Here is a 20,745-nt window from a genome sequence, read left to right as displayed (position 1 = left end):
TGGAACCGACAAATATAGAACCTTTGGTACGGTTGACCGAATTAAAAAAATGATAAATCTCTAGAAAAAGCTTCTAAAATGCTTCTTCCAAAATGGATTGCATCTCTGGGAAATTCTCATCGGTATCGCCATACTTCTGGCGTTCTTCCACTATGGCTTTTTTCATTTCCGAAATAATATCGGCATACTTTGGATCTGCGTAAGCATTGTGGAGTTCCTTGGGGTCGTTTTCCAAATCATAGAATTCCCATTGTGGGTCTGTGGCTTCGGACGAAGCTCCGCTTCGCTCCAATCCCTGTCCGTAGAAAAATGCCAATTTGTATCGATGGTTCCTTACCCCAAAGTGAGCAGGTCTTTTAGGTTCATGTAACCAATAGCGGTAATACATTTGCTTTCTCCAATCGGCGGGAGTGTTTCCGTTTAGGATTTTCCGAAAACTTCTCCCTTGCATGTAAGACGGTTTTTCTATTCCTGCATAGTCTGCCATCAATGCTGGAAAATCAATATTTAGAATGATATCATCTATACGCTGCCCACCTTTGATTTCCTTGGGATAGCGGATTACGAAGGGCATTCTTAGGGATTCCTCGTAGATCAAACGTTTATCAAAAAAGCCATGTTCGCCCAGAAAATAGCCTTGATCTGCGGTATAAACTACCACGGTGTTATCGGCCAGACCTTCTTCTTCCAAGAAATCAAGCAGTCTACCTATATTATCATCAATGGCAGCACCACTACGCATAAAATCCTTAACCAATTTTTGGTAGATTTTTTTACGTTTCTGAACACTGTCCAAGCCATCCAAGGGGTAAGGTAACCCCGGATAATAGGTCCAAAACTCATCCGGCCTTTCGGTTGCGGCTTGCCAACGGTCGGCCAAGCGCTCCAAAATTTGTCCATTGAATGTCCTTCCAGTGCTTTCAGGGCCAAAATCCAGTAAAGATTCGGGCTCTGGGATTTCTTCATCCACATACAAATCTGCAAATCGTTCCGGATAATCAAAAGGCTCATGTGTGGCCTTAAAATGGGTGAACATTAAAAAAGGTTTGTCCTTGTTTCTGTTCTTCAAATGTTCAATGGTTAAATCGGTGATGACATCTGTGGAAAAGCCTTCGTATTGTTTCCCTTGGGTGCCATCAGCACCATCTACCCAATTATCTTTGGTTTTCAAGATTGGATTCACATAAACTCCTTGTCCCGGCAAAACCTCAAAATGGTCAAAGCCTTCGGGCTGTCTAAACAAATGCCACTTGCCTATCACCGCGGTTTGATACCCGGCCTCACCAAACGTTTTTGCCACATTGGGATGTCCTACCGGAAGCGGTTCTCGCAAAGTGTACACTTGATTTACATTACTATATTGACCTGTAAGAATGGTAGCCCTACTAGGACTACAGATAGAATTGGTACAAAAAGCATTATTAAGAACAGCCCCTTCATTAGCCAATCGTTGAATATTCTTGTTCTGCACATACTCTTCCAAAATACCCCCATAAATCCCCCAGGCTTGTGAGGTATGGTCATCGGAAAGAATGAAGAGGATGTTGGGTTTTTCCTCCACTTTGGGCTCTTCTTTGGTCTTGCAGCTCCATGCCACTGCCATCAGCAGGGAAAGTATTGCAATTTTTTGTAAACGGTTGGTCTGTATCATATTCATTGTGGTTTATCTATTTTCTTAGCCTCTTCCCAAAATACATCCATCTCGGCCAAGGTCATTTCTTTCAGGGTCTTTCCCTTTTCTTTGGCTTTCCCCTCTAAAAATTGAAAGCGATTTATAAACTTTTTATTGGTCCGCTCCAGGGCATTCTCGGGATTCACTCCCAAAAATCGGGCGTAATTGACCATAGAAAAAAACACGTCCCCAAATTCGGATTCCATTTGGTCAGTATTGTTGGATTTAATTTCTTCCTGTAATTCACCCAATTCTTCCTGTAGTTTTTCAAACACCTGTTCCGGTTGCTCCCAATCGAATCCAACTCCAGCCACTTTCTCCTGTATTCTGTTGGCCTTGACCAATGCTGGAAGGCTATTGGGGACCCCTTCAAGCACACTTTTTTTTCCTTCCTTGAGTTTGATGTTCTCCCAATTCTGTTTCACCTCTTCTTCATTCTCAACAATTACGTCGCCATAGATATGAGGATGGCGGTTGATCAACTTCTCGCAGATACCATTGGCCACATCGGCAATGTCAAAGTTTTGGGTTTCCGAACCTATTTTGGCATAAAACACAATATGCAACAACAAATCGCCCAATTCCTTTTTGACTTCTTCCAGGTCATTGTCCAAAATGGCATCACCCAACTCATAGGTTTCTTCTATAGTGAGATGGCGCAAGGTTTGCATGGTTTGCTTTTTATCCCATGGACATTGGGCCCTCAACTCATCCATAATGGTCAAAAGACGATCAAAAGCGGCCAACTGTTCAGTTCTCGTATTCATGCATTGGGTTTTGTCCAAAAATACAAAGACATGAAAAAGGCGCACCTCGAATTGTTGGCATATTTATAAAGACTTTCCCTTATTTTTCAACATTCATCAAAATAGTTGCGAAAAACATAAGGGGGTGCTAGGGTGAAAATCGTATTTTTGAAAAAATGGCAAGCATGAAACCAATATTCTTGCTCGGAACTTTTTTCCTATCCGTAGCAATATCGGCACAAGAGATCATCAAACTGCCCAAAGATGGTAATCCTCCCGTGGAATGGAGCTCTCCTGAATCGGAATACTTCTCAGAAATTTGGCAAGCTCATGTTACCACCAACGTATCTGAACCCACCATGCAGGTGCTCCGACCCAGAGAGGGAACCAATACCGGAACTGCGGTAATTGTGGCTCCTGGAGGTGGATTGTATGCCTTGAGCACCACCACCGAAGGTAGCCAAGTGGCCCAATGGCTTAACGAGAAAGGTATCACTGCTTTTGTTTTAAAGTATAGATTGGTTCCCACCGGCAACGATGGTGTTGCCGAAATCGAAGAGCTTTCAAACAGTGACCCCGATAAAATTGGGATTGAAGCTGGAAAGGTACTCCCCTATTCTATTCAAGATGGCCTGAATGCCATAAAATATGTTCGTGAAAATGCTGCCGATTATGGTATTGACCCCGATAAGATTGGTTTTATGGGATTTTCTGCCGGAGGAGCCGTAACGGTTGGCGTGGGATACAACTACACCCCTGAAAGCAAACCCAATTTTCTGGTTCCCGTATACTATTGGTCTTATGTAATACCGGTTCAAGAACCCAAGACAGACGCCCCTCCCATGTTTCTTATTTGCGCCACGGACGACCCTCTGGGATTGGCCACAGGGAGCATAGAACTATATTCCTCATGGCACAAAGCGGGGAAACCAGTTGCACTGCACCTGTACAGCAAAGGAGGTCATGGCTTTGGAATGCGGAAACAAGGACTTCCCTCCGATACTTGGATCGAACGGTTTTACGAATGGAGCCTTGCCCAAAATCTTGTCAGCACTAATTAAATCACTCCAATGAATAAATTACTCCTACCAATATTATTACTCCCCTTTTTACCGCATGCCCAAGACATCCAACGCTATCAAAAAGAAGTGGAAACAATCCAGAAAAACAATGATTCCATTTGGGATGCCACAAAACCCACCTTGGTCTTCACAGGCAGTTCCAGCGTACGCATGTGGAAAGATGTACAACAACGGTTTCCCGATTATCAAATTCTAAACAACGGATTTGGCGGCTCTGAATTTTCCGATCTTCAACACTATTTGGATGAGTTAATATTGGATTATGAGCCTGTAAAGGTGTTCATTTATGAAGGAGACAACGATATCAGTGCCAAAAAAAGACCAAGGGCCATCCTAAAACTCTCGGAGGAAATCCTGCATACCCTACAACAGGAGAGGCCCCAAATGGAAATTGTGTTGATTTCGGCCAAGCCGAGCATTTCCCGGTGGCATTTGAGACGTAAGTACAAACGTTTGAACAGAAAACTCAGCAGATTGGCCGCAAAGACCGATGGTGTTGAATTTGTGGATGTATGGACTCCTATGCTAAACCACAGAAAAGTAATGGATGACATCTTCATTGAAGATGGATTGCACATGAACAAAAAGGGGTACGACATTTGGCAGCAAACCCTCAAAGATTATATCAACCTTAATACAAACCCTAACTAATTATGATATCCAGAATTTCAGTAGCTTTTTTGGTATTGATTGCCATGGCCGCCTGCCAGCCGGCCAAGCCAGAAATCAATTTTCCAAAGACCGATTTGGGGGCCGCCCCTTTAATTCCGAAACCTGTAAAAACAGTTGCAACGCACAGCGCTTTTGGATTGGACCAAAATACGGCCATTTATACTTCTACAACAGATCCAAAACTTGAAAAAGTAGGTCAGTTCCTTTCCGAAAAAATTAAATGGTCCACTGGATTGGATCTTGCCGTAAATTCCTCGGATGATTCAAAATCCGTGGAACGGTTTATCTATATCAATTTGGCCGATGATGCGAGCTTGGAAACAGCGGAATCTTATCAATTGGACATTAAAAAAGATTCCATCCTGTTGAATGCCAAAACCGCGGCAGGAGCTTTTAGGGGAATACAGACCTTGCGACAGCTCATCCCTGAAAAAAGCAACGATACCCTGACGGACCATGCCCTTTGGCCCATCCCTTCGGGACAAATTGTGGACAGTCCAAAGTTTGAATACCGAGGGGCCATGTTGGATGTGGCCAGACACTTCTTCACTTTGGACGAAGTAAAGAAATACCTTGACATTTTGGCCTATTACAAGTACAACACCCTACACTTGCACCTGACCGATGACCAAGGATGGCGTTTGGAAATCAAATCCTGGCCCAAATTGACCGAAGTGGGTGGTGAATTTGAAGTCGGTGGTGGTAAAGGCGGTTTTTATACCCAAGAAGAGTATAAGGAGCTTGTGGCCTATGCCGCAGATAGACACATCACCATAGTTCCCGAAGTGGATATGCCCGGACACACCAATGCTGCATCGGTAAGCTATCCGTTCTTGAACGGTAACGGAAAACCTTTGAAAACCTACACGGGGACCCAAGTGGGCTTTAGCACCTTTGATGCCCAAAAGGACACCGTGTACAGTTTTTTGGATGATGTAATCGGTGAGATTGTTGAACTGACTCCTGGCCCATACTTCCACATGGGAGGTGATGAAAGCCATGTTACCAAGAAAAGTGATTACATCCTCTTTGTGGAAAAGGTAGAGAAAATCATCCAAAAACACGGCAAACAAATGGTGGGATGGAACGAAGTGGCCCAAGCTGACATTAGCTCTTCCAGTGTGCTTCAACTTTGGAACGAGGCAAAATATGCCACCAAGGCCGCACAAGATGGTTCCAAAATCATTCTATCCCCAGCGGAAAAAGCCTATTTGGATATGCAGTATGATTCACTTTCCAAATTTGGATTGCACTGGGCCGCGTATATTCCTGTTGATGAAGCTTACAACTGGAATCCCGAAACTTATATTGAAGGGTTGCCCAGGGAAAGCATTTTGGGTATTGAAGCACCACTTTGGTCAGAGACCATAAGCAATAGTACCGAAATGGAGTACTTGGCCTTTCCACGAGCCATTGGATACGCCGAATTGGGCTGGTCCCCCGCAGAGCACTGCAATTGGGAAGACTACAGACAACGCTTGGCACAACAGGTAGCGTACCTCAACAAGAAACAAGTAGCATATTATCCCACCAAATTGGTGGATTGGAAAGAGGAATAATTATTCTTCTTCACTGGAGGCGACGGCGGATTCTTCCCCTTCGCCTTCAGTTTTTTCTTCCACGAAGTCCGTGATATTGTTATCGGTAAGAAGATTGTACCACTGGATAATTTTCTTGATGTCACTGGCATACACCCTATCCTCATCATAGTTGGGTAGTACACTGAAGAAATATTCTTCTAAATCTATTTTGTCCGCCTTATGGCTTATGGAGGTTTTGTTCCCCCCTTCTTTTTCCTTGATTTTTTGGAAGACTTCCTTCAAAGGCACTTCTTCCTCCAAAGTGTAGATGGCAATTTCGGACAAAACGCTCACATTGCTTCGCATACCAACGGTGATGCGCTTGCCGTCCAAAAGGGATTCACCCACAAAACCGCTTCTGGTCTGTGTCAGTAATTTGTAAAGTCCAGGTTTACCACCTATAGATAAAATCTTGTCCAATGCCATTCAAAATAAATTTATGCGCGCAAAAATATGTTTTTATCGCAAATGCTGACTTTTTTAACGTCCTTTTTTGATATTGGGAAATCGCATCTTGTAGTCCACGTTGATCTTTCCCTTGGAAATTTTGTCCAAGCGGTTTTTCAACAGACGCTTTTTAAGGGATGAAAGCTTATCGGTGAACAAGACCCCTTCTATGTGATCATATTCATGTTGAATTACCCTTGCCAATAGTCCACCATAGGTTTCGGTATGGGGTTCAAAGTTCTCATCAAGGTAACTAATGGTAATCTCTGGTTTACGTTTTACATCTTCCCGAATATCTGGAATGCTCAGACAACCTTCATTAAAATCCCATTCGCTCCCTGTTTCGTCCTCAATCTTTGCATTAATAAAGACTTTTTTGAAATCCTTCAACTGTTCCTGCTCTGCTTCACTAAGGTCTTCATCATCTGAAAAAGGACTTGTATCAACCAAAAACAAACGAATAGGCAACCCTATCTGCGGTGCGGCCAATCCAACGCCGTGGGCATTGTACATGGTCTCCCACATATTTGGAATCAATTCATCCAGTTTGGGATACTCTGCTGTAATGTCAGTTGCAACCTTTCTTAAAACAGGGTCTCCGTAGGCAACAATAGGTAAAATCATAAAACTAAATTCTATAAAGATATGCCTGCAATATCAATGTGGCGCTAATTTCATCGACAAGGCTCTTGTCCTGTCTTTTCTTCTTTTTCATTCCACTATCCAGCATGGATTGAAATGCCATTTTGGATGTGAACCGTTCATCTTGACGTTCTATGGGTATAGCAGGAAACTTGTTCGAAAGCTTTTTTAAAAAAGTCTGAATCAAGTCTTCCGATTCTGATTGGGTGTTGTCCATTTGTTTGGGCAACCCTACCACAAACAATTCCACAGGCTCATTATTAATGTAATCAGCAAGAAAAGAAATCAAGTCCTTGGTTTCAACCGTGGTAAGTCCGGAAGCTATTAATTGCAGTTCATCTGTTACTGCAATTCCAGTTCTCACTTTTCCATAATCCAAAGCTAAAATCCTTGCCAAATCAATTTTTTGGCAAAAATAACCTTAAAAATGTTATGCCCTTAAAATACACCGCAATATTCTCACGAGGGGGTTATCTTTGTCAAAATTTTAAGAAAAATGACAGAATTAAGGGCACTGATTGAAGAAGCATGGGACAACAGAGCGTTGTTGTCTGAAGAGAAAACCCAGAATGCCATCCGGGAGGTTATCAATTTAATTGATTTGGGAGAATTGCGATGCGCAGAACCGATAAAAGACGGTTGGCAAATAAACGAATGGGTAAAAAAAGCCGTTGTCCTATATTTTCCAATCCAAAAGATGGAGGTGCTTGAAGCTGGCATTTTTGAATATCATGATAAGATTCCGTTGAAAAAAGGATATCAGGAAAAAGGAGTGCGTGTAGTGCCCCATGCAGTGGCCAGACACGGCGCCTATATTTCCAAAGGAACCATTCTTATGCCCAGCTATGTGAATATTGGTGCTTATGTGGATGAAGGAACCATGGTGGATACTTGGGCCACGGTGGGCAGTTGTGCCCAGATTGGAAAAAATGTCCACTTAAGTGGTGGTGTAGGTATTGGTGGTGTCTTGGAACCCCTCCAAGCTGCGCCCGTTATTATTGAAGATAATGCCTTTATTGGTTCGCGCTGTATTGTTGTGGAGGGAGTCCGTGTGGAAAAAGAAGCTGTTCTCGGAGCCAATGTGGTCTTGACAGCCTCTACGAAGATCATTGATGTTACCGGAGACAAACCCATAGAATTAAAGGGAAGGGTACCAGCAAGATCTGTGGTCATTCCCGGAAGCTATACCAAAAAATTTCCCGCAGGAGAATATCAAGTTCCATGCGCCCTTATTATTGGAAAACGAAAAGAGAGTACGGACAAAAAGACTTCACTGAACAATGCGCTTAGGGAGCACGACGTAGCAGTATAATAGAGCTAATGGAAGAAGGTATTCAGCAACAGACTTAGACATCAATCAGTTGTCAGATAAAAGGGTAAAATACTTTTCGCTTTTGTAAAAACTGAAAGCAACCTTCTTTCATTTTCTTAATCTTAGAGATGTAAAAACGTTTTAACTGTTAATTTTTTGAATAAAAAGTAGGGTATCCTGTTTTGTTGTTGTTGTAGGAAAAATAAACAGATAAACAATTTTTACCCTGTTTTTTTGTTATAGTTTTGTACATACCTAACCATTTACCATTGAAAATGCCAAAATTGAGCACCCCAAAGCAAAAAATTTCAGCACTGATCATAACCTACAACGAAATGGGCTACATTGAAAAATGTATAGATTCCGTTTCGTTTGCCGATGAAATCCTTGTTGTGGATTCTTATAGTACCGATGGCACCTACGAGTATTTACTGGAACATCCCAAAGTAAGGGTCATTCAAAATCCTTTTGAAAACTTTACTGCACAAAAGTCATTTACCCTAAAACAGGCTAAAAATGATTGGGTTCTTTTTCTGGATGCCGATGAAGTGGTGACCGAAAAGTTACAGAAGGAAATCACTAGCACCATAAACAATCCCGAAGCTTGCGAAGCCTACTGGTTTTATCGCAAGTTCATGTTCCAAAACAAACCCCTTAATTTTAGTGGGTGGCAAACAGACAAGAATCATAGACTTTTCAGGAAAAGTAAAGTGTGTTTCACTGACAAAAAATTGGTGCACGAAACCTTGGAAGTAGATGGCAAATCTTGTATTCTCAAAGAAAAACTTACCCACTATTGCTACAAGAATTATGAGGATTACAAGGGTAAAATGCTTAAATATGGTCAACTAAAGGCCAAAGAGGACTTTTATAAAGAAAAACACTTTAACTATGTTCTCATGACGGTCAAGCCTATATGGAAATTCTTCAACCACTATGTTCTTCGACTTGGTTTCTTGGATGGCAAAAAAGGTATCACCATCTGTTATCTTAATGCTCTTGGGGTATTGGAAAGGTTCCGTGAGCTTAAAAGGTTGGAAAAGAAAAATGAATTGGCCTATTATTTGGTAATGCCATAGTGAGTCCAAACTGCCTTTTTGGACTTTGTCTCTTTTCGTATCAGTTGATTTTTGGCAATCGCCTCTGGTGTTTTATACCCTCTCTTATGGTCCAGATGGACGCAGACCGCACTGTATCTTAGCTGTTTTGACTTTATTCCAAAATTGAACAGGCGTTCGCCCAATTCCCGATCCTCACCTCCATATTGCATACGCTCATCAAAACCGTTGACGTTCAATATATCTTTTTTCCATGCCGAGGAATTATGGCCGTTCCAACTGGCATTGGTTGGTGTAATCGTATTCAAAAGCTTTGAGATAAACCCACTTGCTGTCAGCTTATTATTTTTAAAAGTCTTGGGAATACCCATCTCCTTCAACCATTGAATATTGAAACAATTCTGTTTTTCAATATCCTCCAAAGTAATGGCTTTTGAAATGTTCATCGGCAGCATATAATACCCCCCAGAAATAAAATAACCTTGCTCTTTGTTTATGTAATGCACCTGAACAAAATCTTCTCTGGGAATGCAATCTCCATCTGTCATGATGATGTATTCCGCATCGCAAACATCAATGGCCTTGTTCAAGATTCTGCATTTCTGGAACCCATCATCTTCTTGCCAAACATGCTTGATGTCATAAAAGACCTGCTCCCGCATTTCTTCTACCATCTGTTTCGTCTCCGGACCCGAGCCATCATCGGCCACTATAAGCTCAAAACCCTTGTATGTTTGGCAATTGAAACCCCATAGGACTTTTTTCAACCATTCCGGGTTATTGTAGGTGCTTACTATGACGCTTACCTGAATCACTGAATATTGTTTACTTTTGACTAATTTTACAAAAGTAGTTTTTTGCCATTCATCTCCAATAAATTCCTCCTATTAATCTGACCCGTATGTCCAGAACCTATGTGGGATCTACCATATATCATATTTATCTTGCACTGTTGCATATCCTAAAAGATTCGAGATACGAAACAGGGAATTTGGGAGAAAACCTTCTTTTTTTGGTAGAAAGCACGCCCATGATCGAAACGCTTATTCCGAATCTAAAAAAGCATTTTTTTAGGGATGTTCACATCGTTTCGGAACGGAAAGACCATGTGTCCGATCTCGGGAAATTCAATTATTCATTTCGTAGGAAACAAAAACTCATCCCCTATCTAGAGTCCAAACACCCTGTTCTTGCCAAGGAAAAGACCTTTATTCAGAATTCTGATATCTATCTATGCGATACCGATTCGTCCAAAAGCTATTTTCTCTACGAGTTTGGCAAAAAGGACCTCAAAATGATAGAGGATGGTGCGCGAACCTATAGCCAACGACATAGTAATTTTGAGCAATTCATAAAGACCTACCTCACCAAGACCCCCATTGGTGGCGGTTTTGATAAAGAAATCAAAACCATTTTTGCCCAATTTCCTGAAAAATTACCTGCCCCACTCCCCAAAAAAGCCGTGGAGTTGAACATTAAAAAAGAGGTGGCTAAGCTGGATGAAAAAACCAAACAGGAAATTTTCTCCATTTTTCTACCGGAAAATGCCTTTGCCATCAAAGGAGACAACAATGCACTCATCCTTACCCAGCCCATATCCGAGGACAAGGTCATAAAGAGCGAGGCCGAAAAAATAGCCATCTACAGGGATGTGATTTCCAAGGTGCCTTCGGGCATGAACATTATCTTAAAAACCCATCCCAGGGAAACCACCCAATACGAAGAACATTTTAAGGACATTACCGTGTTACCAGCCCTTTTCCCCATAGAAATATTAGGGTTACGTGAAGGTTTTTTCTTTGAACATGGCTACACCCTCTTTTCCACCGCACTTTCCAATTTGGAAATTGTTAAGCACAGATTTTTTCTGGGCAAGGATTATTTGGATAAATTTACCGTTAAAGCAACAAGGAACCTGATAAAGAACATGGACGTTCATCCATAGCATTCAGTTATGTCAAAAAAAAGCATCGGATTCATACCACTACGAAAAAACTCAAAGGGCATCCCTGGCAAGAACAAAAAGAAATTGTTGGGCAGACCCTTGTTCACTTGGGTCTTGACAGAAGCCATCTTCTCAAACCTTGATGAGGTCTATGTCTTTACCGATGATGACGACATCATCGATTACATTTCCCAGCATTTTAAATGGGCGCCAAAGGTAAAACCCTTGAAACGCTCCGATGAAAATGCCTCCGATACGGCTTCCACCGAAGCCGCCATGCTGGAATTTTGTGAGTCCGCGCAGATTGATTTTGATGTGTTTTGCCTGTTGCAAGCCACATCACCTCTTACCAAAAGGAACGATATCAATGCGGCCTTGTCCAAATTGGATGACGGAGGTTTTGATGCCGTGCTCAGCGCGGTGAACACACACCGTTTTACTTGGTCCAAAGATGGCAAACCGTTGAACTACGACTTCAAAGCAAGACCAAGACGACAGGATTTTGATGGACTTCTTATTGAAAATGGGGCGGTCTACTGTACCAATAAAGAAGCACTTCTGGAGTCCAAAAACAGGTTGAGTGGCTCCATTGGCCTTATTGAAATGCATGAGGAAACCTTGGTGGAGATTGATTCAGAAACCGACTTTCAAATTATTGAACAATTACTGATTTCCCATTTCAAATCCAACAAATCCGCCCAACGCATCAACCACTTTATTTTGGATGTGGATGGCGTTTTCACGGACGGGAGCGTCACCTTCAACAAGGAAGGGGAATTCTCCAAGTGCTTTGATATGCGCGATGGTATGGGGCTGGAAGTGTTGCGCGAGCATGGGGTCAATGTCATGGTCATGACCTCAGAAAATTCACAAGTAGTGGGTCAGCGCATGAAAAAATTAAAGATAGCGGATACCTTTTTGGGCATAAAGGACAAATATTCGTTTCTGGAACACCTCTTTTCGGAAAGAAATATCTCCCCAAAGGAGATTGCCTATATTGGGGACGACGTAAACGATTGGAGCAACATCCTAAGGGCCGGTTGGTCCTTTTGCCCCTCAAACGCAACCAAACATATCAAACACCATGCAGATATGGTCTTAAAGAACAAATCTGCGCAAGGTGCCATTCGCGAGGCTTGCGAATTTATCATCAACTATAATCTAAGATTCAATGACCTATAAAGAACCCTATATCATTGCCGAAATCGGATGCAACCACAAAGGCGACATGAAAATCGCCAAAGAGTTGATCAACATGGCCAAGATTTTTGGTAATGCCAACGCGGTAAAATTCCAAAAGCGGAACAATAAAGAATTACTGACCGAGGCGCAATACAATGCCCCCCACCCCAATCCCATCAATTCTTATGGGGATACTTATGGGGCACACCGGGAATTTTTGGAGTTCGATGTGGACCAACACCAAGAATTGAAAGACTATTGCGAAGAAGTGGGTATTACCTACTCCACTTCCGTTTGGGAAACCACATCAGCCAAGGAGATTGGCGGATTGAATCCGGATTTTATAAAAATCCCATCCGCCTGCAACAACAATTTTGAGATGTTGGGATGGTTGTGCGATAATTACCATGGGGAAATCCATATCTCAACGGGAATGACTACCAAGGACGAAATCAAAATACTTGTGGACTTTTTTGATGAGCGAGGTAGAGGCAAAGACTTGGTCGTCTACAATTGTACCTCGGGCTATCCCGTACCTTTTGAGGATGTCTGCCTTTTGGATATCTTGACACTTCAGGAAAAATATGGGGACAAAGTCAAAAGCATCGGGTTTTCTGGGCACCACTTGGGAATTGCCATAGATGTTGCCGCCTACACCCTGGGCGCCCATGTCATTGAACGGCATTTTACCCTTGACCGGACTTGGAAAGGTACCGACCATGCCGCCTCCTTGGAGCCTATGGGACTTCGCAAACTGTGTAGGGACCTCAGGGCCACCCACAAAGCATTGACCTACAAACAAAAAGACATTCTGGATATTGAAAGCGTACAGCGCGAAAAGCTGAAATACAAAAAATAAATGGGCGCCGATTTTAATGACGAGCTGCAAAAATGCTTCGAGGTTCTGAAGCAAGGCGGACTGATCCTTTACCCTACCGATACCGTTTGGGGCATTGGCTGCGATGCCACAAATCCTGAAGCCGTCCAGAAAGTATATGCCCTTAAAAACAGGGAGGACAGCAAGGCCCTTATTTGTCTTGTGGCCAACCAGGCTATGTTGGAACGCCATATAAAAGAGGTGCCCGAAGTGGCCTATGACATTATCGATTTGGCTACCAAACCCACAACCATTGTATTTGATGAACCCATTGGTGTGGCCCAAAACCTGGTCGCAGAAGACAATACACTCGCCATTCGAGTGGCTTCGGACAAGTTTTGCCAATACCTCATCAACAAATTTAGAAAGCCCATTGTATCCACATCAGCCAATATCTCTGGAGAACCCACTCCAAAACGGTTTAAGGATATAGGCCCTGAAATTTTAAAAGGAGTGGACTATGTGGTAAATTTGCCGGACGAAAACAAAGATCCTTCCCCATCATCCATTATAAAATTGGGCAATGATGGGCAGGTGAAGGTAATCCGGGAATAAAATGACGCAGGAATTCCATAAAGAGGCCATACAACATCCTATTTTTCAACTTATCGGGGAAGCTTCCGATGAATTGGGCGTGGACTCCTATGTGATTGGTGGATATGTCCGTGATTACTTTTTAAACCGAAAAACGCCCAAGGACATTGATATTGTTGCCGTAGGCAGTGGAATTCAGCTTGCCAAAGCCGTGGCCAAAAAACTAAAAGGAAGACCGGACATCTCGGTTTTCAAGAATTTTGGGACCGCCATGATCAAACACAAGGATTTGGAACTGGAGTTTGTGGGCGCACGGAAAGAAAGCTACCACCGGGACAGTAGAAAACCCATAGTAGAGGATGGCACTTTGGAAGATGACCAAAATCGACGTGATTTCACCATCAATGCCATGGCATTGGCGTTGAACAAAGCCAATTTCGGGCAACTTTTAGATCCTTTTGACGGATTGGCCGATTTGGATAGGGAAATCATCCGGACCCCTTTGGAACCGGGCATCACCTACTCCGATGATCCCTTGCGGATGATGCGGGCCATTCGGTTTGCCTCCCAACTGCATTTTACCATAGAATTGAAATCGCTCCAAGCCATTTCGGAAAACCAAGAACGCATCAAGATTGTTTCCGGGGAGCGGATTGTGGACGAGCTAAATAAGATATTGCTCAGTGAAAAACCATCCGTAGGTCTTTCATTGATGCACAAAACGGGACTTTTGCCGATTATACTTCCAGAATTAACGGCTTTACAGGGCATAGAGGAGATTGAAGGACAACGCCACAAGGACAATTTTTGGCACACTTTGGAAGTAGTGGACAATATTTCTGAAACCACGGATAATCTTTGGTTGCGATGGGCCGCGCTTCTGCACGACATTGGAAAGGCACCCACAAAAAAGTTCCATAAAAAAATTGGCTGGACCTTCCATGCCCATGAATTTGTGGGGTCCAAAATGGTTTACAAACTCTTCAAACGGTTACGGATGCCCTTGAACGAAAAAATGAAATTCGTTCAGAAAATGGTGTTGATGAGTTCCAGACCCATTGTTCTGGCTGAAGACCATGTAACCGATTCTGCGGTACGGCGATTGGTATTTGATGCCGGTGATCATGTGGATGACCTTATGACCCTCTGCGAAGCGGACATCACCACCAAAAATCCCAAGAAACAAAGAAGATACAAGAACAATTTTCAAATTGTCCGCCAAAAAATAGTGGAAGTGGAAGAACGGGACCACGTTCGCAATTTTCAACCTCCGGTTTCCGGCGAGGAGATCATGAAAACTTTCAATTTAAAGCCCTCAAAGGAAATTGGCATCATCAAAGAGGCCATTAAAGAAGCCATTTTGGAAGGTGAAATTCCCAATGAATATGAGGCCGCTTACCAGTTTATGCTGGAAAAAGGCAAAAAATTGAACTTAAAAGTCCAATCGGAATGAAAACGAACAAAGCTGTTGTGTATTGGTTGTTGACGGGCTGCGCGCTCATTTTTGTGATGGTTTTGGTGGGTGGTATTACCCGTCTTACCCATTCCGGGCTTTCCATATCGGATTATAAATTGATCCACGGCACCCTTCCTCCCATGAACGAGCAAGCATGGCAGGAGGCATTTGACCTGTACAAACAGTACCCAGAGTACCAAAAGCTGAATTCGCATTTTGATATCGAAGATTTCAAGGATATTTACTTTTGGGAGTGGTTGCACCGCTTCATTGGAAGGTTTATTGGCATTGTCTTTATTTTACCTTTCCTCTACTTTTTGTTCACTAAAAAACTGGACCGGCCTACCATTAAAAAATGTTTGGTCCTTTTGTTTTTAGGTGGATTTCAAGGTTTTTTGGGTTGGTATATGGTAAAAAGCGGATTGGTGGACCATCCCGATGTGTCCCATTTTAGGTTGGCATCCCACCTCACCATGGCCTTCCTTACCTTCGCGTTCAGTCTTTGGGTGGCCTTGGACCTGATCTACCCCACTAAAAAAGAAATCAACCGCAACATACGAAACCTCATCCGTGTTGGGTATGTGGTCTTGCTGCTTCAAATCATCTGGGGCGCTTTTGTAGCCGGATTGGACGCTGGTTTTATCCACAACCATTGGCCCATGATGAGTGAGGGAAAACTAATGCACGAGACCGTTTACATAGAACATCAGCCTGTAATCAAAAACTTTTTTGAAGGCAAGAGTGGTGTGCAGTTCGTACACCGTTACTTGGCTTATATTGTAGTTGGATTCATAGCGCTTATTTGGTTCAGGACCCGAAAAGTGGAACGTACGCCCCTTCAGGAAAAAGGATTGAAATTGTTACTGGCCTTGGTCTTTTTACAATTTATCTTGGGAGTATTGACGCTGATATATGCGGTTCCCCTGTGGTTGGGCATTGCGCACCAGATCGGAGCATTTTTCCTATTGGCAGCCATGACCTTTACCTTGCATCGGTTCACCAAATAACACCTATTTGTCGTAAATTTGTGCCCACTCTAAAAATTTTTGGATGATTTATAAGATCAGGATTATTCTTGATGCTGAGGAAGATATCTTCAGGGATATTGAAATTGAGGATAACAACACGTTGGAAGAATTCCATAATGCCATAACCCAAGCCTTTGGTTTTGAGGGTGGTGAAATGGCCTCTTTTTATACCTGTGACGAGGAATGGAACCAAGATGAGGAAATCGCCTTATTCGATATGAGCGAGAACGGTTCCGATGTCCGGTTGATGAACGAAACTGTTCTTGACGATGTAATGACCGAACAATCCCCAAAGTTGATTTATGTGTACGACTTTTTCAGTATGTGGACTTTCTTTGTGGAATTGGCTGACATTGTGGACAAGGAAGACGGAAGGGTCTATCCGAACATCCTCTTCAGTTTTGGGGAACTCCCGGATTCCCCACCAGAAAAAAAATTCGAATCAGATCCCGATGCTTCCGTTGATTTTGACAATCTTCTGGACAGTTACGACGACATGGATTTTGACGAAAACTGGAACTAACAACCCCTAACTCCTAACTCCTAACTTAAAAAATGCTAAACCTATATTCCGCCCAAATCGAAAGTATCTCCCTCCACAGAGTGGGAAACAAGAGCAAGAACGAATCCGCCTTTTTGTCTGCGGAGCCTTTCTCATTAAATGATGAAATGGCCGGATTGCTCAAAGAATACTTCTTTAAGCCTTTTCGGGAGAAGGAAGAGAACTATTTTAGGTTCTTTAATGACGTTGATTTGGAGTTCAATGAAGTGTACAAATCGGTTGCGGAATTGTTCTTGGATTATGGAACGGCCCATCAGGCCTCCAAAAAAATCACCAGTCACCTTTTTGAACAATCCAACCACCCCCACATCAAAAGCGGGGAAGTGTATGTGGTGCATTTTTCGGACATGGTCATCGACAATAAAAAAACGGATGCCGTGGGGATTTTCAAAAGTGAGCTGAAGCATGACTTCCTTCAATTCCAAGAAAAGGAACAGAACCTGGAAATTTTGATCCGCCAAGGCATCAATATCAACAAATTGGACAAGGGCTGCATCATTTTCAACATGGAAAAGGAAGAAGGGTTCAAAGTTTTGTCCGTTGATAGTAACCGCTACGATGCCAAATATTGGCTGGAGAACTTTTTGGGTCTTGTTCCCTTGACCGATGAAAACTTTTATACCAAAAACTACCTCAAGTTCTGTCAAAACTTTGCCAAGGACGTGGTATTGCCCGCCGAGGACAAACAACAGGAAGTACTCTTCATGAACCGCGCGGTGAACCACTTTGCCAAGAACGATGCTTTTGAGGAAACCTCTTTTTTAAATGAGGTGATGGAAAACCCAGATTTAATTCCCGAGTTCAAACACTACAAGGTTGAAAAAGGTCCCAAATACAGCATTGAGGACGTTTCCAATTTTGATATTGCCAACAAGGCTGTATCCGATGCCCGGAAAAAAATCAAGAATGTTATCAATCTGGACACCAACATCCAGATTAAAATGGATTTCATCAATCCGGAATCCGCCCAAAAATTTGTGGAAAAAGGTTGGGACGAGGAACGACAGATGTACTACTATTTGGTGTATTTCAACAAGGAACAGAAGAGCTAGAATTTCTTCTCGATGATCTGTTTCATGCTCACATCCTCATAATTTCGTTTTACAAAATCCAACGCAAGCGACAATACTTCACCCATGGTCGTGCTTTTTTTAAAGTCCATATCCTTGGTGAGATCATAGATTTCGTGCTTTAATTGTTCAATGTTCTCCGGAAGCGATATGGTATCGGGTTTAACAGCGGCAATCAGCCTACGAATACGGTTTCCAGAGCTTAGGATACGCTTGGCCACTATGGAGCGTTCCTCAATTTTATACTGATCTACCGAATCTTTTTGCAATTTGGCGCGTACCAGTTCCACCATTTTATAGTTCTCTTTAAAAAACTGGGGACGGTACACTTTCAATTTTCCTTCAAAGCACTGCTGGTCAAAATCAATGGCCCTGATTTTGTAGACCACATGATCAAAATCATGGACCGGGACAATGACATAATTATAGGAGCGCATATCACCCAATAACCGAATCATACACCTTTCGTTGAATTTCACGAACTCCTTGGCCAATTGGGCCTTTTCGGATTCGGAACATTTGGGCAGCATATCCTTGATGAAGACATCACCCGGAATTCCCGCGATATGCTCTTCGATAAGCGTTCCCTTATATACCAAAAAGTTAAGGTTGTATGGGGAGAGCATATGTTCCAATTCCAAACCGTATATCCTTGACGCATCGGTCTTCTTCACATAAAAATAAGTGTAGTTGTCATTGAGGATATTCCGCACTTTGATACGGAAAGGTTTAGAATTGCCAAAAGTGCAAAAATCAATGGCATCTACATTTAAATACTCCAGAATTCGGTCACTACCATCCGAATGCAAAATAGAATACACCTGTTTTAAGCTCATATCGATTTCCTGTCGATCAAAATCAGAGTAATACACCCTTACCCAGAGCGTGTCCTCTTCATTGGCATCGTAGACCACCACAGACCCCGAAAAGCGGAGCAAATCATCATAGAAAATGGGAATCTCTATTTTTCTATTGTATTTATGGAGGTAACTATCCAGTTTTTTATGGACCGGGTAGGCAGGCTTTTTCTTGGACATCAGTCTTTCCTCGGACATTCTTTTCCTATTTTGTAACAAATTACGCTATACCTCGTCAAGTTACTATAAACTAATCAAAAAACGATTCTGTCTTGGAGACTATACTCACCGTAAATCATCTCACCAAAAAATTTGGTCTTCTAACGGCTGTAAGCGACCTGTCCTTTACTATAGAAAAGGGTAATGTTTATGGCATATTAGGCCCCAATGGCAGTGGCAAGTCCACTACTTTGGGCATTATTTTAAATGTGGTGAACCGCACTTCCGGTGATTTCAGTTGGTTTGATGGTTCCACTTCGACCCATGAGGCATTGAAAAAAGTGGGAGCCATTATAGAGCGTCCCAATTTTTACCCGTACATGACGGCCATCCAGAATTTAAAACTGGTGTGCAAGATTAAGGAGGTTCCTAGTGCCAAAATTGAAGAAAAACTGAAACTGGTCGGTCTTTGGGACAGGAAAGACAGTAAATTCAAGACCTATTCCCTTGGAATGAAGCAGCGTTTGGCCATCGCCTCTGCCCTGCTCAATGACCCTGAAATCCTCATTTTGGACGAGCCCACCAATGGATTGGATCCCCAAGGCATCCATCAGATACGGGAGATCATCAAAACCATTGCCGGGCAAGGCACCACTATTTTATTGGCGTCCCATTTATTGGACGAAGTTGAAAAAGTGTGTTCACATGTGGTCATCCTGCGTAAAGGGGAAAAATTATATTCAGGACCGGTAGATGGAATGATGGCAAGTCACGGCTTTTTTGAGCTTCGTTCAGCAGATATGGAAAAAATGAAAGAACTGTTGGAAACCCATGCCAGTTTTGGAAAAATAAACAGTTTTAACGGCACCCTTACTGCCTACCTCAAAGAAGAAATGGACGCGGAGTCCCTCAATAAAATGCTATATGACAAAGGCATTATCCTTTCCCATTTGGTAAAGCGCAAGGAAAGTCTGGAGGAACAATTTTTAAGTCTTACCAAAAACAACTAACCTAATTACGAAATGGTACGTCTACTACAAATAGAATTCATAAAACTCTGGAACAATAGAGCCAGCAAGGTTCTTATCATCTCCTATTTTGTGCTGCTTACTTCTATAGCATTGATTGCGGCAATAAAGTTCGACATCGGCCCGGTCCAGTTTCATTTGGCCGACCAAGGAATATTTAATTTCCCCTATATATGGCACTTCAATACCTTCGTCACTGCCATTTTTAAACTGTTTTTGGCTATTGTCATTGTTTCCATGATGGCCAATGAGTACAGCAATAAAACCATCAAACAAAACCTTATTGATGGATTATCCAAAAAGGAATTTCTATTGTCCAAGGTTCTCACCGTGGTTTCCTTTGCCTTGATTTCAACTGTTTTTGTGTTTGCGGTATCCTTGATTTTGGGATTGATTTATTCCGACTATAACGAACTCTCCATCATTTTTTCGGATTTGGAGTTTCTATTGGCCTTTTTTGTGAAGTTGGTGGGGTTTTTCTCTTTCTGTCTCTTTTTGGGCATTTTGGTGAAACGGTCGGCTTTTGCCTTGGGCTTCTTGATTTTATGGACCATTCTGGAACAGGTCATCTTTGGTTTGTTGGGCTGGAAGGTCATGAGTTGGCCCGCCGCAAAAAAAGTAAAGGACTTCTTTCCATTGGAGTCCATGATGAACCTCATCAAAGAACCGGGAACCCGGCTTTCAGCGGTACAGAATATTGGTGACCAAATTGGTGAAAACCTTCGGTTTGACTACCATACCTATTGGTACGAGTTCTTGATCGTCCTCTTTTGGACGGCAGTATTCATCTATTTGTCCTACCTACTCCTCAAAAAGCGTGATTTGTAGTATCTTGT

22 protein-coding genes are annotated in these 20,745 nt (G+C 42.5%); 15 read left to right on the top strand and 7 right to left on the bottom strand.

What is annotated here, in order from left to right; genetic code table 11:
* Positions 1–73: 73 nt before the first annotated feature.
* Both EZV76_RS06855 and mazG read right to left on the bottom strand, forming a co-directional pair.
* Complete coding sequence (locus tag EZV76_RS06855; RefSeq protein ID WP_136565856.1) at positions 74–1,651, bottom strand: sulfatase family protein; 1,578 nt, start codon at positions 1,649–1,651, stop codon at positions 74–76.
* Positions 1,652–1,653: 2 nt separating this feature from the next.
* Complete coding sequence (gene mazG, locus EZV76_RS06850) at positions 1,654–2,439, bottom strand: nucleoside triphosphate pyrophosphohydrolase (protein WP_136565855.1); 786 nt, start codon at positions 2,437–2,439, stop codon at positions 1,654–1,656.
* A 164-nt stretch (positions 2,440–2,603) separates the two neighbouring features.
* On the opposite strand from mazG, the gene EZV76_RS06845 reads away from it, so the two are divergent.
* The 3 genes from EZV76_RS06845 to EZV76_RS06835 are packed head-to-tail and all read left to right on the top strand — an operon-like array spanning position 2,604 to position 5,731.
* On the top strand, positions 2,604–3,479 hold the full coding sequence (locus tag EZV76_RS06845) for an alpha/beta hydrolase (RefSeq protein WP_136565854.1): 876 nt from the start codon (positions 2,604–2,606) through the stop codon (positions 3,477–3,479).
* A 9-nt stretch (positions 3,480–3,488) separates the two neighbouring features.
* Positions 3,489–4,151 carry a GDSL-type esterase/lipase family protein gene (locus EZV76_RS06840; protein WP_136565853.1) on the top strand — a complete coding sequence of 221 codons (663 nt, stop codon included), beginning with the start codon at positions 3,489–3,491 and terminating at the stop codon, positions 4,149–4,151.
* 2 nt (positions 4,152–4,153) lie between these two features.
* Positions 4,154–5,731, top strand: coding sequence for a beta-N-acetylhexosaminidase (locus EZV76_RS06835; protein ID WP_136565852.1), 1,578 nt, complete (start codon positions 4,154–4,156; stop codon positions 5,729–5,731).
* Here EZV76_RS06835 and EZV76_RS06830 read toward each other — a convergent pair whose 3' ends face one another.
* The 3 genes from EZV76_RS06830 to ruvX are packed head-to-tail and all read right to left on the bottom strand — an operon-like array spanning position 5,732 to position 7,238.
* Positions 5,732–6,178: a DUF5606 family protein gene (locus EZV76_RS06830; RefSeq protein WP_136565851.1), complete on the bottom strand. Its 447-nt coding sequence runs from the start codon at positions 6,176–6,178 to the stop codon at positions 5,732–5,734.
* A 54-nt stretch (positions 6,179–6,232) separates the two neighbouring features.
* Positions 6,233–6,823, bottom strand: a complete 591-nt coding sequence (gene def, locus EZV76_RS06825; protein ID WP_136565850.1) for a peptide deformylase — start codon at positions 6,821–6,823, stop codon at positions 6,233–6,235.
* Positions 6,824–6,827: 4 nt separating this feature from the next.
* Entirely contained in the window at positions 6,828–7,238 is a 411-nt protein-coding gene (ruvX, locus tag EZV76_RS06820; RefSeq protein ID WP_136565849.1) for a Holliday junction resolvase RuvX, read from the bottom strand.
* 99 nt (positions 7,239–7,337) lie between these two features.
* Between ruvX and EZV76_RS06815 the strand changes: the two genes are divergently transcribed.
* Together EZV76_RS06815 and EZV76_RS06810 are read left to right on the top strand one after the other, a co-directional pair.
* Complete coding sequence (locus tag EZV76_RS06815; RefSeq protein ID WP_136565848.1) at positions 7,338–8,153, top strand: 2,3,4,5-tetrahydropyridine-2,6-dicarboxylate N-succinyltransferase; 816 nt, start codon at positions 7,338–7,340, stop codon at positions 8,151–8,153.
* Between the two features lie 275 nt (positions 8,154–8,428).
* A complete protein-coding gene (locus EZV76_RS06810) occupies positions 8,429–9,232 on the top strand; it encodes a glycosyltransferase family 2 protein (RefSeq protein WP_136565847.1) in 804 nt (267 codons plus the stop codon).
* On the opposite strand, the gene EZV76_RS06805 is transcribed toward EZV76_RS06810, so the two are convergent.
* On the bottom strand, positions 9,214–10,026 hold the full coding sequence (locus tag EZV76_RS06805) for a glycosyltransferase family 2 protein (RefSeq protein WP_136565846.1): 813 nt from the start codon (positions 10,024–10,026) through the stop codon (positions 9,214–9,216). The genes EZV76_RS06810 and EZV76_RS06805 overlap by 19 nt on opposite strands.
* A gap of 86 nt (positions 10,027–10,112) precedes the next feature.
* Between EZV76_RS06805 and EZV76_RS06800 the strand changes: the two genes are divergently transcribed.
* The 8 genes from EZV76_RS06800 to EZV76_RS06765 are packed head-to-tail and all read left to right on the top strand — an operon-like array spanning position 10,113 to position 17,847.
* Complete coding sequence (locus EZV76_RS06800) at positions 10,113–11,156, top strand: glycosyltransferase family 52 (protein WP_136565845.1); 1,044 nt, start codon at positions 10,113–10,115, stop codon at positions 11,154–11,156.
* Between the two features lie 9 nt (positions 11,157–11,165).
* Positions 11,166–12,338, top strand: a complete 1,173-nt coding sequence (locus EZV76_RS06795; protein WP_136565844.1) for an acylneuraminate cytidylyltransferase — start codon at positions 11,166–11,168, stop codon at positions 12,336–12,338.
* Positions 12,328–13,197, top strand: a complete 870-nt coding sequence (locus tag EZV76_RS06790; protein ID WP_136565843.1) for an N-acetylneuraminate synthase family protein — start codon at positions 12,328–12,330, stop codon at positions 13,195–13,197. Before EZV76_RS06795 ends, EZV76_RS06790 begins: the two co-directional genes overlap by 11 nt.
* Complete coding sequence (locus EZV76_RS06785; RefSeq protein ID WP_136565842.1) at positions 13,198–13,770, top strand: L-threonylcarbamoyladenylate synthase; 573 nt, start codon at positions 13,198–13,200, stop codon at positions 13,768–13,770.
* A gap of 1 nt (position 13,771) precedes the next feature.
* Positions 13,772–15,202 (top strand): CCA tRNA nucleotidyltransferase, encoded by a 1,431-nt coding sequence (locus EZV76_RS06780; protein WP_136565841.1) that lies wholly within the window; start codon positions 13,772–13,774, stop codon positions 15,200–15,202.
* Positions 15,199–16,212 carry a COX15/CtaA family protein gene (locus EZV76_RS06775; protein WP_136565840.1) on the top strand — a complete coding sequence of 338 codons (1,014 nt, stop codon included), beginning with the start codon at positions 15,199–15,201 and terminating at the stop codon, positions 16,210–16,212. The genes EZV76_RS06780 and EZV76_RS06775 overlap by 4 nt, the downstream gene beginning before the upstream one ends.
* Before the next feature lie 43 nt (positions 16,213–16,255).
* Positions 16,256–16,756 carry an IS1096 element passenger TnpR family protein gene (locus EZV76_RS06770; protein WP_136565839.1) on the top strand — a complete coding sequence of 167 codons (501 nt, stop codon included), beginning with the start codon at positions 16,256–16,258 and terminating at the stop codon, positions 16,754–16,756.
* 32 nt (positions 16,757–16,788) lie between these two features.
* A complete protein-coding gene (locus tag EZV76_RS06765; RefSeq protein WP_136565838.1) occupies positions 16,789–17,847 on the top strand; it encodes a nucleoid-associated protein in 1,059 nt (352 codons plus the stop codon).
* On the opposite strand, the gene EZV76_RS06760 is transcribed toward EZV76_RS06765, so the two are convergent.
* Complete coding sequence (locus EZV76_RS06760) at positions 17,844–18,920, bottom strand: hypothetical protein (protein ID WP_136565837.1); 1,077 nt, start codon at positions 18,918–18,920, stop codon at positions 17,844–17,846. The two genes, EZV76_RS06765 and EZV76_RS06760, sit on opposite strands and share 4 nt — an antisense overlap.
* A gap of 74 nt (positions 18,921–18,994) precedes the next feature.
* On the opposite strand from EZV76_RS06760, the gene EZV76_RS06755 reads away from it, so the two are divergent.
* Together EZV76_RS06755 and EZV76_RS06750 are read left to right on the top strand one after the other, a co-directional pair.
* Positions 18,995–19,891, top strand: a complete 897-nt coding sequence (locus EZV76_RS06755; protein ID WP_136565836.1) for an ABC transporter ATP-binding protein — start codon at positions 18,995–18,997, stop codon at positions 19,889–19,891.
* 12 nt (positions 19,892–19,903) lie between these two features.
* The gene (locus EZV76_RS06750; protein ID WP_136565835.1) at positions 19,904–20,737 is read left to right on the top strand and encodes an ABC transporter permease; all 834 of its coding nucleotides are present in this window, start codon (positions 19,904–19,906) and stop codon (positions 20,735–20,737) included.
* The last annotated feature ends 8 nt before the right edge of the window (positions 20,738–20,745 follow it).

The organism is Flagellimonas alvinocaridis (assembly GCF_004916895.1).
GTDB classification, from domain to species: domain Bacteria; phylum Bacteroidota; class Bacteroidia; order Flavobacteriales; family Flavobacteriaceae; genus Flagellimonas; species Flagellimonas alvinocaridis.
Note: the sequence above shows the minus strand (reverse complement) of the source record. Positions and strands in the feature narration are given on the sequence as shown.